General features: G+C 57.8%; 16 protein-coding genes. 7 read left to right on the top strand and 9 right to left on the bottom strand.

Annotated features, from left to right (window positions below; genetic code table 11):
- Positions 1 to 56: 56 nt before the first annotated feature.
- A complete protein-coding gene (locus QZL71_RS00195) occupies positions 57 to 1,856 on the bottom strand; it encodes an aminopeptidase P family protein (protein ID WP_294647256.1) in 1,800 nt (599 codons plus the stop codon).
- Positions 1,857 to 2,385: 529 nt separating this feature from the next.
- Here QZL71_RS00195 and QZL71_RS00190 point away from each other — a divergent pair.
- The 3 genes from QZL71_RS00190 (at position 2,386) to QZL71_RS00180 (ending at position 5,181) form a co-directional block, all read left to right on the top strand.
- Complete coding sequence (locus tag QZL71_RS00190) at positions 2,386 to 3,627, top strand: CobW family GTP-binding protein (protein ID WP_294647254.1); 1,242 nt, start codon at positions 2,386 to 2,388, stop codon at positions 3,625 to 3,627.
- 89 nt (positions 3,628 to 3,716) lie between these two features.
- A complete protein-coding gene (locus QZL71_RS00185; RefSeq protein ID WP_005943770.1) occupies positions 3,717 to 4,679 on the top strand; it encodes a TIGR03943 family putative permease subunit in 963 nt (320 codons plus the stop codon).
- A gap of 25 nt (positions 4,680 to 4,704) precedes the next feature.
- On the top strand, positions 4,705 to 5,181 hold the full coding sequence (locus tag QZL71_RS00180) for a hypothetical protein (protein ID WP_154260092.1): 477 nt from the start codon (positions 4,705 to 4,707) through the stop codon (positions 5,179 to 5,181).
- Between the two features lie 49 nt (positions 5,182 to 5,230).
- Here the strand turns inward: QZL71_RS00180 and QZL71_RS00175 are convergent, their stop codons facing one another.
- Both QZL71_RS00175 and QZL71_RS00170 read right to left on the bottom strand, forming a co-directional pair.
- On the bottom strand, positions 5,231 to 5,920 hold the full coding sequence (locus tag QZL71_RS00175; protein WP_097781127.1) for a Crp/Fnr family transcriptional regulator: 690 nt from the start codon (positions 5,918 to 5,920) through the stop codon (positions 5,231 to 5,233).
- Between the two features lie 6 nt (positions 5,921 to 5,926).
- Entirely contained in the window at positions 5,927 to 6,784 is an 858-nt protein-coding gene (locus QZL71_RS00170; RefSeq protein WP_294647252.1) for an NAD(P)/FAD-dependent oxidoreductase, read from the bottom strand.
- Positions 6,785 to 6,955: 171 nt separating this feature from the next.
- On the opposite strand from QZL71_RS00170, the gene QZL71_RS00165 reads away from it, so the two are divergent.
- Positions 6,956 to 7,963 carry an asparaginase gene (locus tag QZL71_RS00165; RefSeq protein ID WP_097774541.1) on the top strand — a complete coding sequence of 336 codons (1,008 nt, stop codon included), beginning with the start codon at positions 6,956 to 6,958 and terminating at the stop codon, positions 7,961 to 7,963.
- A 46-nt stretch (positions 7,964 to 8,009) separates the two neighbouring features.
- On the opposite strand, the gene QZL71_RS00160 is transcribed toward QZL71_RS00165, so the two are convergent.
- Both QZL71_RS00160 and QZL71_RS00155 read right to left on the bottom strand, forming a co-directional pair.
- Positions 8,010 to 8,339 carry a branched-chain amino acid transporter permease gene (locus tag QZL71_RS00160; RefSeq protein WP_005943786.1) on the bottom strand — a complete coding sequence of 110 codons (330 nt, stop codon included), beginning with the start codon at positions 8,337 to 8,339 and terminating at the stop codon, positions 8,010 to 8,012.
- Positions 8,336 to 9,103 (bottom strand): AzlC family ABC transporter permease, encoded by a 768-nt coding sequence (locus QZL71_RS00155; protein WP_005943789.1) that lies wholly within the window; start codon positions 9,101 to 9,103, stop codon positions 8,336 to 8,338. Before QZL71_RS00155 ends, QZL71_RS00160 begins: the two co-directional genes overlap by 4 nt.
- 401 nt (positions 9,104 to 9,504) lie before the next feature.
- On the opposite strand from QZL71_RS00155, the gene QZL71_RS00150 reads away from it, so the two are divergent.
- The gene (locus QZL71_RS00150; RefSeq protein ID WP_005943794.1) at positions 9,505 to 9,810 is read left to right on the top strand and encodes a hypothetical protein; all 306 of its coding nucleotides are present in this window, start codon (positions 9,505 to 9,507) and stop codon (positions 9,808 to 9,810) included.
- Positions 9,811 to 9,859: 49 nt separating this feature from the next.
- Here the strand turns inward: QZL71_RS00150 and QZL71_RS00145 are convergent, their stop codons facing one another.
- The 4 genes from QZL71_RS00145 to QZL71_RS00130 all read right to left on the bottom strand — a co-directional run bounded on the left by QZL71_RS00145 (position 9,860) and on the right by QZL71_RS00130 (position 13,124).
- Positions 9,860 to 10,321, bottom strand: a complete 462-nt coding sequence (locus QZL71_RS00145; RefSeq protein WP_005943797.1) for a MarR family winged helix-turn-helix transcriptional regulator — start codon at positions 10,319 to 10,321, stop codon at positions 9,860 to 9,862.
- A 90-nt stretch (positions 10,322 to 10,411) separates the two neighbouring features.
- A complete protein-coding gene (locus tag QZL71_RS00140) occupies positions 10,412 to 12,076 on the bottom strand; it encodes a Na+/H+ antiporter NhaC family protein (protein ID WP_154260099.1) in 1,665 nt (554 codons plus the stop codon).
- Between the two features lie 453 nt (positions 12,077 to 12,529).
- On the bottom strand, positions 12,530 to 12,919 hold the full coding sequence (locus QZL71_RS00135; RefSeq protein ID WP_294647250.1) for a thioesterase family protein: 390 nt from the start codon (positions 12,917 to 12,919) through the stop codon (positions 12,530 to 12,532).
- 37 nt (positions 12,920 to 12,956) lie between these two features.
- Complete coding sequence (locus tag QZL71_RS00130; protein WP_294647248.1) at positions 12,957 to 13,124, bottom strand: hypothetical protein; 168 nt, start codon at positions 13,122 to 13,124, stop codon at positions 12,957 to 12,959.
- 212 nt (positions 13,125 to 13,336) lie between these two features.
- On the opposite strand from QZL71_RS00130, the gene QZL71_RS00125 reads away from it, so the two are divergent.
- On the top strand, positions 13,337 to 13,672 hold the full coding sequence (locus QZL71_RS00125) for an ArsR/SmtB family transcription factor (RefSeq protein ID WP_044953513.1): 336 nt from the start codon (positions 13,337 to 13,339) through the stop codon (positions 13,670 to 13,672).
- A gap of 19 nt (positions 13,673 to 13,691) precedes the next feature.
- Entirely contained in the window at positions 13,692 to 13,913 is a 222-nt protein-coding gene (locus QZL71_RS00120) for a cation transporter (protein ID WP_005940491.1), read from the top strand.
- Positions 13,914 to 14,359: the final 446 nt, after the last annotated feature.

Raw genomic sequence — 14,359 nt, 5'->3', positions numbered from 1 at the left:
CTGCCGCCGAGAGCCGCTCTGGCTCCTGCACGGCTCCGGGTGTTTTTTGCGCTTTCTCAGCAGCCGATGGCGGCACACTTCTCCGCCAGCCAGCTGCGCTCTTCGTCGTTCAGGTGCGGTGCCAGCTTTGCAAACACCTGACGGTGGTAATCGTTCAGCCATGCGATCTCGTCCTTATCCAGCACACCGGGCAGGATGGGAGAGGTGGCAATGGGCACGAACATCAGCGGTTCAAAACCAAGGAAGGTACCGTACTGGTTATCTGCCTTGTGCACGCACACCAGCTCGTTCTCGATGCGGATGCCCACCAGATCGGTCTCGTAAACGCCCGGCTCGTCGGTGACCACCATGCCGGGACGCATCCGGGTGGTGTTGCGGCTGTTCAGGGCATGGGGGCCTTCGTGCACGTTGCCCACAAAGCTGACGCTGTGACCGGTGCCGCAGCGGTAGTTGATGAGGTGCCGCCACAGCGGTTCCCGGGCAATGGTGTCGATCATCTTACACTCGCAGTAATCCAGCCAGACGGCCTTGGCAAGGTCGATGTGGCTCTGCAGAGTCCATGTGTAGAAGCGCTTTTCGTCCTCGGTCAGCGGGCCAAGCGGGTAGGTGCGGGTGATGTCGGTGGTGCCGTCCATGTAGGTGGCACCGCTGTCCACCAGCAGAAAGCCCTTCTTTTCCAGCACAGCGTGATCTTCCGGGGTGGCGTGGTAGTGCATCATGGCTGCGTTGCCGCCGTAGGCCGCAATGGTGCCAAAGCTTTCCACAAGGAATTTATCGTCCGCACTGCGGTACTTGTGCAGAATTTCATCCACCGTCAGCTCGGTCAGGATCTCACCGGCAGCAAGGCGGCTTTCCAGCTCGATCTGGAACCGCACCATGGCCACAGCGTCCCGGATATGGGCCTGCTTTGTGTGGGCAAGCTCCGTTTCGTTCTTCACGCCCTTCATCATCAGCAGCGGGTCGGTGCCGTCCTTCACGGTGAGGGCAGGGTTCTGCTCCAGCACCTGATACACGGCGTAGTTCACCGTGGAGCACTCGGCCAGCACGGTCTGGGGTTCCGTCTCAGCAGCGAGGAACTTCAGCACATCGTCGTACTCCGCCAGCGTGATGCCGTTGGCTTCCAGCTCTGCCTTTGCCTCCGGGGTGACGCGGGCCGTGTTGATGAAGAGTACCGCGCGGCTGGGGGTCACATAGCAGTAGGCCATGGCATAGGGAGTGCACTCAATGTCCATGGCGCGCAGGTTCAAAAGCCATGCCAGATTATCCAGCTTGCCCACAAACTGAGCGGTGCAGCCCAGCTCCTTGAGCTTGCTGCGCAGCTGATCCAGCTTTTCCGCCGGGGAGAAGCCCGCATATTCCTTCGGCAGGATCCACGCTGGGGTATCCGGCAGGGCAGGGCGGCCCTCCGTCCACAGCTCGTCCTCAAGGTTCAGGGTCTTGATGGAAGCGCCCTTCTTTTCCAGTGCCTTTTTCAGGTCGTTCACGAGGGCCGTGCTGGCGGTCAGGCCGCACAGGCCCAGTGCTTCGCCCTCATTCAGGGCATTTGCGCAGTATTCCTCCACGGTGGGCACGCCGGGTTCCCCCATGCGCTGCAGCTTGATCTCGGTACCCGCAATTTCCTTCTCGGCCTGCACAAAATAACGGCCGTCGGCCCACAGGGCGCTCTCGGTGCGGGTGACCACGAAGTTGGAGTTCTCACCGTGGAACCCGGAGAACCAGGTCAGGCTGGTGTAATGGCAGGGCAGGTATTCGCTGGCGTGGGGATCACCCACAGGGATCAGATAAACGGCCACGCCGTTTGCAGCCATGGCGGCACGCAGAGCGGCAAGGCGCTCTGGAACGGTATTCATGCTCATATGATTTGCTTCCTTTTCTCTCACCGGAAAGCCCGGCAGCGGTGCATTTCTGTTTGGCCTTATTGTATCATTCCGGGAAAAAGATTGCAATGCAGGGGCGGGACGGTTTGGAATGACCTCCGCTGCCGGAGAGCATCCTCGCTGGCTGGACCCTCTCAGTCAAAGCCTTGCGGCTTTGCCAGCTCCCCCGAAAGGGGGAGCTTTATTCGTGCCGACCTTCAGAAAACAAAAAGCTCCCCCTGAGTGGAACGACTTCCCCCGGCCGGGGGAAGATGGCGAAGCCAGAAAGGGGAACGGCTGGCGAACGCAGTGAGCCTGAGAGGGTTGGCGTCCTCTCAGCAAAACCGTCAGGTTTTGACTGAGGGAGTTCGTTCTCCCTCAAAATGCCGCCAATTTGCAAAAAAAGTTACAATTTTTTCTTGAAAAAGGCCGTTTTCCCATTGACAGCCTTGTTATAATAGGAGTGTAAGTTTTTTGAGCCAGCACTCTGCGGCTCTGTGTGCTATTCGAAGAAAGAGGCAATTGAATCATGACCAAAATCGATATTTTCTCCGGCTTCCTTGGTGCCGGTAAAACTACCCTGATCAAAAAGCTCATCAAAGAGGCCTTTGCCGGCCAGCAGGTAGTGCTGATCGAGAACGAGTTCGGCGAGATCGGCATTGACGGCGGCTTTCTGAAGGAAAGCGGCATCCAGATCAACGAGCTGAACGCCGGCTGCATCTGCTGCTCTCTGGTGGGCGACTTCCGCACCGCCCTGCAGCAGGTGGTGGAGCAGTACCACCCCGACCGCATCGTCATCGAGCCCTCCGGCGTGGGCAAGCTCTCCGATGTGACCCGCGCTGTGGAAGGCGTGGCTGAGCATCTGGATGTGCAGCTGAACAGCTTTGTCACCGTGGCCGATGTGAACAAAGTCAAGATGTATATGAAGAACTTCGGCGAGTTCTACGATGACCAGATCAGCCACGCAAGCTGCATCCTGCTCAGCCGCACCCAGACCGCCAGCGAAGAGAAGATCGCCGCTGCGGTCGCCATGCTGCGCGAGAAGAACCCCACCGCTACCATCGTGACCACCGCATGGGACGAGCTGACCGGTGAGCAGATCCTGAAGGCCATGTCCACCAAGGACGACTTCAAGGCAGAGCTGATCGCCATGGCTGCAAAGGCCAATGAGGAGCACTCCCACGAGGACGAGGAAGAAGAGCATCACCACCATCATCACCACGATGACGAGAACGGTGTGTGCAGCTGCGGCCATCATCACGACCACGATGATGACGACGAGGACGAGCACGAGCATCACCACGATCACGATGAAGATGATGACCACGATGAGCACGAGCACCATCATCACCACGATCATGACGACCACGACCATTGCTGCTGCGGCCACCATCACGACCACGATGATGACGATGATGAGGACGAGCACGAGCATCATCACGACCATGACGGCCACTGCTGCTGCGGCCATCACCACCATCATCATGACCACGATGCCGACGAGGTATTCACCAGCTGGGGCGTTGAGACGGCCCGCAAGTTCACCAAGGCAGAAGTGGAGCACGCCCTCACCGAGCTGGATACCGGCAATTACGGCATGATCCTGCGCAGCAAGGGCATCGTGAACGGCGGCGCAGACGGCTGGCTGGAGTTCGACTATGTGCCCGGCGAATGGGAAGTGCGTGCCCGCGGTGCAGATGTGGGCGGCAAGCTGGTCGTGATCGGCTCCAAGCTGAACGAAAAGGCCATTGCAGAGCTGTTCGGCTGCTGAACTCCTTCAGTCAAACCCTAACGGGTTTGCCAGCTCCCTCAGAGAGGGAGCCTGATTGGATAATGATTTTTTAAGGAGAAACCATTCCTATGGCAAAAGAAATTCCGGTCTACCTGTTTGTGGGCTTTCTGGAAAGCGGCAAGACCAAATTCATTCAGGAGACCTTTGAAGACCCCAACTTCGACTCCGGCGACAAGACCCTGCTGCTGATCTGCGAAGAGGGCGAAGAAGAGTATAATCCCAAAAAGTTCGCCTTTCCCGGCGTGACCGTCAAGGTGCTGGAGGACAAGGCCGAGCTGAACCCGCAGAATCTGCTCAAGCTGGAAAAGGAATCCGGTGCAGGCCGTGTGGTCATTGAGTACAACGGCATGTGGCTGCTGCAGGATCTGGCCGAGGCTCTGCCCGAGAGCTGGATCGTGTACCAGTGCATCGCCACCGCTGACGGCACCACCGCCCTGACCTACGCCCGCGACAACTCCATGCGCAGCCTGCTGCTGGACAAGATCGCCCGCAGTGAGCTGATCGTGTTCAACCGCGCTGAGGCCGTGAACAACGATGCCGCCCGTCAGGAGCTGCACAAGCTGGTGCGTCAGGCTTCCCGCAAGTGCGATATCGCCTACGAGTTTGCCGACGGCAGCGTGGCCTACGACGATATCCCTGATCCGCTGCCCTTTGACATCAACGCGGACATCATCGACATTCCGGATGACGATTTCGGCATCTGGTACATGGACTGTCAGGACGAGCCCCAGAAGTATACCGGCAAAACGGTCAAATTCCTTGCACAGGTGTGCCAGACCAACCGTGCCGGCAAGAACAGCTTCGTGCCGGGCCGTTTCGCCATGACCTGCTGCGTGCAGGACATCCAGTTCGTTGGCTTCCCCTGCAGCTACGATGGCTACAAGGCGCTGGAGCAGCGCGCATGGGTGCGGGTGACCGCAAAGGTAGGCTACAAGTTCCATAACATCTACCGCGGCAAAGGCCCGGTGCTGACCGCCATTTCGGTGGAGCCTGCCGAAAAGCCGCTGAACGATGTGGTAACATTCTCTTGATCTGATCTTTCAAGGAGGTCCCGGCATGAAAACACTGTTTCGTATCCTTGGCACGGCCGCTGCTGTGGCCGTTACCGGTGCTGCCATTGTGGCACTGGACAAGATCCTGAACCAGAAAGACCCGCTCCATGTGGAGGAAGTAGAGTTCCCGGAGGACGCCGAGCAGAACGCTGAGGAAGCCGCCAAGACTGCCGAAGCCTACGCCGAAGCGGAAACCAAAGCCTCCGATGCTGCCAACGAAAAGGCTGCAGAAGAAGCTGCGCCGGAAGCTCCTGCCGAAGAAGCGGCAGCTGCTGCCCAGCCCGCCGAAGAAGCCTCTGCCCCGGCGGCACCCGCAGAGGGCGGCGAGAAGCCGGTGTTCGACCCGGAAGCTCCCAACCAGAACCCTGTGGAAGCAGGCCCCGCCGTTGCTCCCAAAGACGAGAGCGGAAAATTCGATCCCACCAAGATCGCCGAAGCCAGTGACTTCGGCGACTGGGAAGAACAGGGCTGCAAAGGATAACCTATGACCCAAAAAGGGACGATGTGATGTTCACATCGTCCCTTTTTTGTTATTGTCCTCTTGCCAGCTGCTGCAGCTTTTTCCTGTCCAGCACCTGCACGCCGCCCCGGAACAGCCGCACCCAGCCCTCCTGCGCAAAGTATTTCAGCATCCGGCTCACCACCTCGCGGGCAGACCCCATGTATTTTGCCATCTGGTCGTGGGTCATGCGTACCTCGTCGCCGCCGGTCTTGGCCAGCTCATCGGTAAGAAAAATGGCAAGCCTGCGGTCTGCGCTCATGAACAGCACCTGCTGCATGGTCCACATACTGTCGGAAAAGCGCTCCGCCGTCATCTGATAGGCGTAGCAGCGCACATGCACGTTCTGCTGCATCAGCCTGCGGAAAACGCCCGCGCTGATGCAGTAGGCCTCGGTGTCCTCTTCGGCATCAATATACAGGTCGATGTTCACCGAGTCCATCACGCAGGAGGCCGACAGGATGCACACCTCCCCGCCGAACAGGCGGTAGAGCGTCACGTCCCGCCCGTCCTCCGAGAGCAGGTAGGCCCGCAGCTGGCCCGAGCGCAGCAGCAGGATGCCCACGCAGCTTTCCAGCGGGCTGTGCACCCTTGCCCCCTTTGCGTAGTGCACCGGCCGGGTGTAGCGGCAGAGCATGTCCTGTTCGTCGGGTGTCAGGTCGTTCCAGAAGGGAAAACCTTTGGCCAGACAATCGCGGTGTTCCTTTGTTGTTTCCGACATTGCTTTTCATCCTTTCCGCAGGGCCTTGGCGGCTTCAGTGCCCGCCTGCGCGCCCTCATACACGGCCTTTGCCACCTGCAGAAGGCCGCCGGTGCAGTCGCCCGCCGCATACAGGCCGGGCACGGTGGTCTGCATTTTTTCGTCCACCACGATGCGGTTCCCGTCCACCTCTGCGCCGATCTTCCTAGCCAGTGCGGTGCTGCCCGCCACGCCCAGTGCCACAAATACACCGCTGACAGGCAGCTGCACACCGCCTGACAGCTGCACGCCGGTGACAACGGTTTCGCCCAGAACAGCCTCCACCGCCTGCGGATAGACTGTGACCTCTGGCGGGAAGTCCGCCGTCAGCGGTGCGCCGTTGGTCAGCAGGGCAACGCTTTTTGCCACCGGCAGCAGAGCCTGCACCTCGTGCAGGGCGTACTCGCCGCTGCCCAGCACCGCTACGTCCTTTCCACGGTAGAAAAAGGCGTCGCAGGCGGCACAATAGCTCACGCCGTGCCCCTCCAGCCCGGCAAGGCCCGGGATGCGCGGCACCGCCCGGGATGCACCCGTGGCAAGGATCACAGCGTCCGCCGGGTAATTTTTATCCACTGTTTCTACGGTGAGTTTATCCGTATAGGTCAGGCCCACGGCTTCGGCTGTGACGAATCTCACACCAAGGCGCTTTGCATTCTCGATGCTGCGGCGTTCCAGTTCCGCACCAGAGACCGGCTCGGCAAAGCCGTAATAGTTTTCAATTTTTTCGGCGCGGTCCAGCGCACCGGGGCCTTTGGTGAGCACCGTGGTATCCACACCGGCGCGGACAGCGTACAGCGCGGCGGATACGCCCGCCGGGCCGGAACCTATAATGATGATGCTGGGCATGGGAAAACCCTCCTTCGGATGCATTTTTCTACAGTATACACCTTTTTTTGAAAAATTTCCGTGACCGGGTCGCAAAAATTGCGCTTTGCGGCGGCTGGCCGCTTTTCAAGCGGAAAAGAGTATGTTATACTGTTTCAGTCATCTGAATTTTCTGCCACGGAGGCTTATTTTATGACCAAGCAACGTATCCTTTTCATTACCACCGGCGGCACCATTGCCAGCGTACGCACCCAGCAGGGGTTAAAACCCGTGCTTACCAGCGAGGAGCTGCTTGCCCATCTGCCGGAATTGAAAGAACTGTGCTGCCCGAAAACGCTGGCGCTGTGCAGCATTGACAGCACCGACCTTGGGCAGGAGCACTGGCTGATGATGGCACGCGCCATTCAGGAAAACTACGCTTTGTACGACGGCTTTATCATCTGCCACGGCACGGATACGCTGGCGTACTCTGCGGCGGCGCTCTCCTACCTGATTCAGAACGCGGACAAGCCCATCATCCTCACCGGCGCACAGCAGCCCATCTCCAACGAGATCACGGATGCCAAGAAAAACCTGCGGGACAGCGTGGTCTGCGCCATCGACCCGGGCAGCCGGGGCGTAATGGTGGTGTTTGGCGGGCACGTCATTGCGGGCACTCGTGCCAAGAAGAACAAGACCATCAGCTACGACGCCTTTGCCTCAGTCAACTTCCCGGAGCTGGCGCTGGTGCAGGGTGACCGGCTGGTGCGGTACATCCCCTCGCCATGGCCCACCGGCCCGGTGGAGTTCAGCCGTGTGCTGGACCCGAAGGTGTTCCTGCTCAAGCTGACCCCGGGCATGTCCCCGGCGCTCATCCCGGAGATCTTCCGCCTGTACGACTGCGTTATCGTGGAAAGCTTCGGCGTGGGCGGCATTCCGCAGCAGCTGATGGATGCCTTTGCCGAAGGCCTGGGCAACTACGAGACCACCCATAAGGTGCTCATCATGACCACGCAGGTCACCTACGAGGGCAGCGACGTGGGCGTTTACGAGGTGGGCAAGCGGGTGAAGAACCGCTTCCGCTTTCTGGAAGCCCACGATATGACCATCGAGGCCGTAGTGACCAAAAGTATGTGGCTGCTGGCGCAGAACTGCGAAAGCTTTGACCAGCTGCAGCAGCGCTTCTACCGTCAGGTGAACTTTGACACCTTCTACCATTAAATCAGCTATGCAAAAAGGACACGGCAATGCCGTGTCCTTTTTTCTTTCAGAACACCAGCTGCACCAGCAGCACATAGCACAGCGTACCGCCCGCGACACTGAGCAGGGTCTCATGCTTCCACTTGTGCAGGCCCACCGTCACCAGCAGGGCGATGGCCTCCGGAATGCCGCGGCTGCCCGCAAAGGGGGTGACGCTTTTCAGGCAGTAGACGATCAGCATACCAAAGATGGCGGCAGGCAGCACCCGGCCCAGATACCGCACCACCTCCGGCGGCTGCTGATCCTTGGAAGAGAACACCACAAAGGGCAGAAAGCGGGTGAGCATGGTGGCGGCGGTGCACACTGCAATGGTCAGGCCCATCTGGACTGCGGTCATGCGCCCACCTCCTCGCCGCTTTTTTCTGCTTCAGTGCCTTCGGCCTTTTCGATCGGTTTACGCAGGGCCAGCAGCAGGATCAGGATGCATCCCATGGAGGGCAGCAAAAAGCTGCCGGATCCAAAAAACACCAGACACGCCAATGGGGCGGCAAGGCCGATCAGGGCGCTGTAGTGCTGCCGGTCCTTTTCCCACTGGTTGAGAAAGATCACCGTGAACATGGCGGTCATCACAAAGTCCACACCCTCGGTGCTGAAGGGCAGCACCGAGCCCACCACCGCGCCAAGACCGGCACTGGCCACCCAGTAGCACTGATCCAGCAGGGTGATGAAGAACATGAACCAGCCCCTGTCCACCCCTTCCGGCGGCTCGGCCGAACAGGTGATGGAAAAGGTCTCATCGCTCATGGCAAAGATCATATAAAAGCTGCGCAGGCCGTAGCCCTTGTAGCGCTCCAGCATGGCAAGGCCGTAGAACAAATGCCGCGCCTGGATCATCAGCGCCATCAAAAAGGCCGAAAGGGGTGAGAACGCGCTCAGCAGCAGGCTTGCCAGCACAAATTCCAGCGAACCGCCGTAGACCACCGTGCCCATGAGCATGGGCATCCACACCGGCAGGCCCAGCGACTGCACATAAATGCCATAGCCCATCCCCAGCACAAAATAGCCCGCCAGCACCGGGATGGTCTGCGGTGCGGCGGCGCGCAATGCCCGCCATACGGTGCTCTGCCGCCTTGTCAATTGTTGTTCGGTTACATGTTCCATTGGTCTTTCCCTCAAAATACGATGCCGGTTTCCTCTTTGGCCTCATTGCCGCCGATAAACCTATTCTCTCGATATGAATATGTCTGTATTATAACAGGTCTCACGGCTTTTGCAAAGGTGTATCCCCACTGCTTTTGGCAGAACGACAGTTTTTTTCTTTAAATTTTATGCAATTTTTAACGGATACAAAGTGGCTCGCGGTCAGTGCTTTATTATTTTAATGCAGTAAAGGTTCTTTGCAGGATCCTGTTCCTGAAATATCCCTAAAATGCCGGTTGCGCTTTCGTCATACTCATTTGACAGATGCCGTCTTTTCCGGTATCCTGTCCGTATCGCAAGGACGGCGGGCTGAAAACACCCGCCTTTTTTCGTTCATTCTGTATTTAGTGGGAGGACATTTTATGGCAACCATGAAGGACATCATCCAGAGCCCGCTGCTGCCGGCCCTGTTCGGCTCCATGGCTCTGGGTCTGTTCGCCAGCTCTGCCAGCGGCAGCAAGGTGGTCAAGGGTGGCATCAAGGGCGTGCTGCCGGTGCTCATCATCATGACAGTGCTCTCCCTCGCCGCACGCCTTGCAGGCTACGGCTCCGTGCTGGGCGGCCTTGTGGGCATCTTCATCATCGTGATGCTGCCCATCGGCATCCTTACCTCCTATGTGCTGTGGAAGAAGGGCAAGATCCAGGTAGTAGATAAAGAGCAGAAGTAAGGGGAAACAAAAGAACTCCCGGACGGATGTCCGGGAGTTCTTTTGTTGCTTATTCTGCCTTTTCGTCCTTCTTGAGCATATCCAACTCGGGCATCAGCTCGGTGCTCACAATGGTAAGCATCTCCTCCAGCTTTGCACAGTCCTCGGGGGAGAAGCGCTCTCTTGCGCGCTCCACCACAGTGTGCAGGTAGGAATAGCTGATGTTGTAGTAATCGATATACTTCTGGGTGGGGCGCAGGTGATACTCGCGCCGGTCGGTGGTGGACTGGATCTTTTCCACATAGCCCTTCTTCACCAGACTGCCGATCTTATACGCCGCGTTGGGGGTGGAGATCTGCATCATGCGGGAAAACTCCGCAATGGTGGGTTCGCCCATGGCCATGATGCCCTCCATGCAGAAGGACTCCACCGTGGTCAGCGTGGCTTCCCGGGTGGCAAAACGCTGAAAAATGTTCTGGTAGAAATGCAGCTTGAATTTGGTGTATACGTCCTGAAATGCCTGTTCCAGCATAGGTCGTGTGCCTCCGATAGTTCATTTTATTTAAAAATACCACGTTTTGGCCGCGGCGCAAAGCGAAACAGCTGAATTTTTGGCAGGAATTTATTCTGCCGCCTTTTTGTTCGTGCGCACACGGATCACGCTGAGCACCACCAGCTCTACGGCAATGGCAACGGCCAGCAGGATCAGCGAGGTGAACAGGCTGCCGTTTGCGCCAAGGAAAGCCTGTGCAATGCCCGTAATCACATAGCACACTGCCGCGCAGGAAGCCGCCGTAATGGCGTAGGGCAGCTGGGTGGACACATGGTTCACATGGCTGCAGTGGGCACCGGCGGATGCCATGATGGTGGTGTCCGAGATGGGGGAGCAGTGGTCGCCGCAGACGGCACCGGACAGGCAGGCCGCAATGGAAATGACCAGCATCTCGCCCTCCGGGAAGGCATGGCACACGATGGGGATGAGGATGGAGAAGGTGCCCCAGCTCGTGCCGGTGGCAAAGGCAAGGAACACTGCCACAAGGAAGATGATGACCGGCAGCATGTACTGCAGCGCTGCAGCAGAGCCACTCAGCAGGTTGGCAACGTAATATTTTGCGCCCAGCAGGCCGGTCATGCCGGACAGGGTCCATGCGAGGGAGAGGATCAGCATGGGGCTGACCATGGCCTTGAAGCCCTCGGGAATGCAGGCGGCAAAGTCCTGAAAGGTCATCACATTGCGCACGCGGTAGAACACAAAGGTGAACAGCAGGGCAATGCTGCTGCCCAGCACCAGACCTGCAGAAGCGTTGCAGTCCGCAAAGGCGGTAACGAAGTCCACGCCCTCAAAGAAGCCGCCGGTGTAGATCATGCCGAAGATGCAGGCCACGATCAGCACCAGCACCGGGGCGAGCAGATCTGCAACATGGCCGCAGGTATCAGTGCCATCGTCCACATCGTTGCCGTAGGGACGGTCGGCGGTGGTAAACAGGTCGCCGTTTTTGGCGTTGTCCTCGTTGAGCTTCATGGAGCCAAAGTCCGTGCCGGTGAAGATGAGGAACAGGCTCATCACGATGGTGAGCAGGGCATAGTAGTTATAAGGAATGGTGCGCAGGAACATGGTAAAGCCGTTGATGCCGGAGCCTTCCGGCACGCTGGAAGTGACCGCAGCTGCCCAGCTGGACACCGGCGCAATGATGCACACGGGTGCTGCGGTGGCATCGATCAGGTAGGCCAGCTTTGCGCGGGACACCTTCTGCCGGTCGGTGACGGGGCGCATGACAGAGCCCACGGTCAGGCAATTGAAGTAGTCGTCCACAAAGATCATCACGCCCAGCAGCAGGGTGGCAAACTGCGCACCGGCCCGGGAGTGGATGTGGGTGGAGGCCCAGCGGCCAAAGGCGGCAGAGCCGCCGGCCTTGTTCATCAGGGCCACAAGGATGCCCAGCATGACAAGGAACACCAAAATGCCCACGTTGCTGCTATCCGAAAGCTTGGCCACCATGCCGCCGTCCTCATTGAAGAACAGGGTGTTGATGGCCAGCTCCAGATTGCCGTTGGCATATAGCAGTGCACCGGATGCGATGCCCACCAGCAGGGAGGTGTACACCTCCTTGGTGTTCAGCGCCAGCACAATGGCGATCACCGGCGGCAGCAGCGAAAAGATGGTGCTGTACACCGCACAGGTATAGGTGGACGGGTCCGCGATCTTGCCGGGCGTTGCCGCTGTGCACCACAGCAGCAGGGCAAACACCAGCAGAGCTGCGAACCATGAAAGGTTCTTGTTTTTCATAACGGATTCCTCTTTTTTCAAATTTCCAGAGATGCATACCCCTCTTTGCGCAGGAAAAACTATCCCCATCGAATGCAAAGGGAGGTGTGCGCCGCGCCGGATTATAAAGCGATGTATTTTGAGCTGTTCCGGGCCAGCGTGCAGGCCGCACAGCTTTTGCAGGACGCGCAGAAGCGTGCTGAGCAGCACTTGCTGGAAGCTGACCCGCCGCCGATCCGATTGGAGCAAACAGAGCAGACGGATGAAGAATAGTTTTCTTCGGTCAGCGTCCTCGCCCTCTCAGTCACCTTCGGTGCCAGCTCTCCCAAGGAGAGAGCCTTTGGCAAAACCGGGAACTTTACCGTACTGCCAAAGCCTCCCTCATTGAGAAAGACTTCCCCCGGCCGGGGGAAGATGTCGTGTAAGCGACAAAAAGGGGAACGGTGGCATCGCGCAGCGATGACGGAAGGAGTTTTACCCCTTCTTTGCCTCCGCCTTGGCTGCGAACTTGGCGTTGTTGATGACAAAACGTTCGTGGATGCCGCCGCCTACAGGGCCTTTTTCGTCGTGCAGGGCCACCTTGAAGGTGAGCTTGCGGCCTTCCACAGCCACCAGCTCGCTCTCGCAGGTCACGGTCATGCCCACAGGGGTGGGGGCGGTGTGCTCCAGCTCGAGCTTGGTGCCCACCGAGCCATTGCCTTCGCCCAGTGCGTCGGCCACGCTCATCCAGCAGGTCTTTTCCGCCAGCGCCACCAGTGCCGGGGTGGCAAACACCTCCAGCGTGCCGCTGCCCATGGTCTTTGCGGTGTTGGCTGCGGTGACGAGCACGCTCTGTTCCCCGCGGATACCGGTTTCCAATGTCATATACTTTCCTCTCCTTTTGCGCGCCGTATGGCGCATTTTATTTTTGAACACCTTTATAAGATACCACATTTTGCACCAGAACGCACCCTATTTTGCACTTTTTTGTGAATTTCTCTTTTTCTTTTTGCGCAAACGGGCTGTCAAGTCCTCTCTCTTTGGGAGAGGTGGCACCGAAGGTGACGGAGAGGGCGAGGACACTGACCATGCGGCGACCTCTTTTTTGTTTTCGCCTTCCCTCCAATCCGCATCCTTATTGCGATTCAAAAACGCAAATTTTCTGCGTTTTAAGGCAAATTTCATCAATTTAGAGCAGACGCTGAAAATCTTTAAAAAAGCCTTGACAAGGAGCATTCCGTGTGCTACTATGAACACATGAACAAGCGTTCATGTGAATCCACAGCGAAGGGAGATGTCAACATGGCGGAAATAAAGGAAGCAATGCCCGCGCCGCAGCCGGAAGCCTTGGATATGCCGGACGACGAGGTGCTGTACGAGTTGGCCGACCTGTTCCGGGTGTTCGGCGACTCCACCCGCATCAAGATCCTGTATGCACTGCACGACAACGAGCTGTGCGTGCAGGACATTGCAAACGCCGTGCAGCTGAGCCAGTCGGCGGTGAGCCATCAGCTGCGGGTGCTCAAGGATTCCAAGCTCGTGCGGTTCCGGCGCGAGGGCAAAACCGTTTACTACGCACTGGACGATGACCATGTGCGCAGCATCCTCTCCATGGGGATGGATCATATCGAAGAATAACGAAAGGCTGGTATTACTTATGAAGAAGAGCTACAAGATCGAAGTGGACTGCGCAAACTGCGCTCAGAAGATGGAAGACGCTGCCAACACCGTTGCAGGCGTGGCAAATGCTACCGTCAGCTTTATGACCCAGAAGATGAAGGTGGAGTTCTCTGAAGGTGCAGACCCCCACGACACCATGGTGAACGTTCTGGCCGCCTGCAAGAAGGTGGAGGACGACTGCGAGATCTTTGACATCTGATGCGCGGCAGGTTGCTGCACACGATCAACAGCCTCGCCCTCTCCGTCACCTGCGGTGACACCTCTCCCTTTGGGAGAGCTGGCAAATCCAAAGGATTTGACTGAGAGGGCGAGCCCGCTAAAGAAAAAAGCATCTGCAGCAAGAATTCGTAGATTTTCTGAGAGCTCAAACGAATGTGCAGATGCTTTTTACTTTGTGTGCGATTGTGTTGTGCAATAACTTTTTCTGTTGAAAAATCAGACAGTTTTCAACAGTTTCCACTCAGTTTTCAACACCGTTTGCGGAAAAGACGTAAAACAAACGTGGAAAAGCGCTTTTACGACTGAAAAACTGTGTGGAAAACACGGGTAAAACCGTGGAATATCCATTTTTATGGGGAAAAGTTGTTGAAATCCCCGCCCGCCGCAGCGTGATGCGGCCCATGGATCCCGCAAAAAGGAGCGTTT

This window comes from uncultured Faecalibacterium sp., assembly GCF_900066275.1.
Taxonomy (GTDB): Bacteria; Bacillota; Clostridia; order Oscillospirales; family Ruminococcaceae; genus Faecalibacterium; species Faecalibacterium taiwanense.
This window is presented reverse-complemented; position numbering and strand designations above follow the sequence as displayed.